Origin of the sequence: Chryseobacterium luquanense, from assembly GCF_026460945.1 — a bacterium.
Classification (GTDB): Bacteria; Bacteroidota; Bacteroidia; order Flavobacteriales; family Weeksellaceae; genus Chryseobacterium; species Chryseobacterium luquanense.
Window position 1 is genome coordinate 1 of record NZ_JAOVZV010000023.1, and the last position, 649, is coordinate 649.

The following is a 649-nucleotide window of genomic DNA, read 5'->3' on the forward strand; positions in this document are numbered from 1 at the left end:
CGAAGGACAGAAATTATTAAAGCTGAATTACAGCGTTTCAAGATCTACAGACGTTTCAGGTAGAGTAGCTTCAGATCCATCTAATGCAATCATCAAATTAACAATCGAGGCTACAGAGAAATCTGAAATCCTTGAGTCTTTACTAAACGGAAAATACAAGCCGACTTCTGGTGAAGTTACTTTCAACAAATCTCACGAAGAAGGTACTTTGATCACCTTAAACTGGGAAAACGGTTATGTCATTCAGCACGAAGTAGACTTTGACGCAGTTGACGAAAATTCAATGTTGATCAGTTTCGTAATCAGTGCAGAGAAAATCAACTATGGTAATTCTGCTTACGAAGGAATCTGGCCAGTTTAATCCACAACTTACTTTTTACAGTGTATTGTATACAAAAAAGACTGTCTGTTTAGATGGTCTTTTTTGACACTTCAAGAATTTATATAGTTTTTCAGGATAAATATCATAACAAATTTAAATTTGTTATTTTTTGCATAGGATTTTGCTTATATAGATCCTTTGTTATTGAATAATTTTTGTATATTTAAATACCACAATCACAAAATTATGTCAAGCACACCAGAACAATCTAGTGGAAAGCAGTTCCGTCCATCCCAAAATGCGGCAGGAATCTCAGAGAATCATCAT

1 protein-coding gene is annotated in these 649 nt (G+C 34.2%); it reads left to right on the top strand.

The genetic code is table 11. From position 1 onward, the window contains the following. Positions 1-361 (top strand): type VI secretion system tube protein TssD (tssD, locus tag OEA66_RS18795; RefSeq protein WP_267282850.1); only part of this gene is annotated, 361 nt, incomplete at its 5' end. Positions 362-649 lie beyond the last annotated feature (288 nt).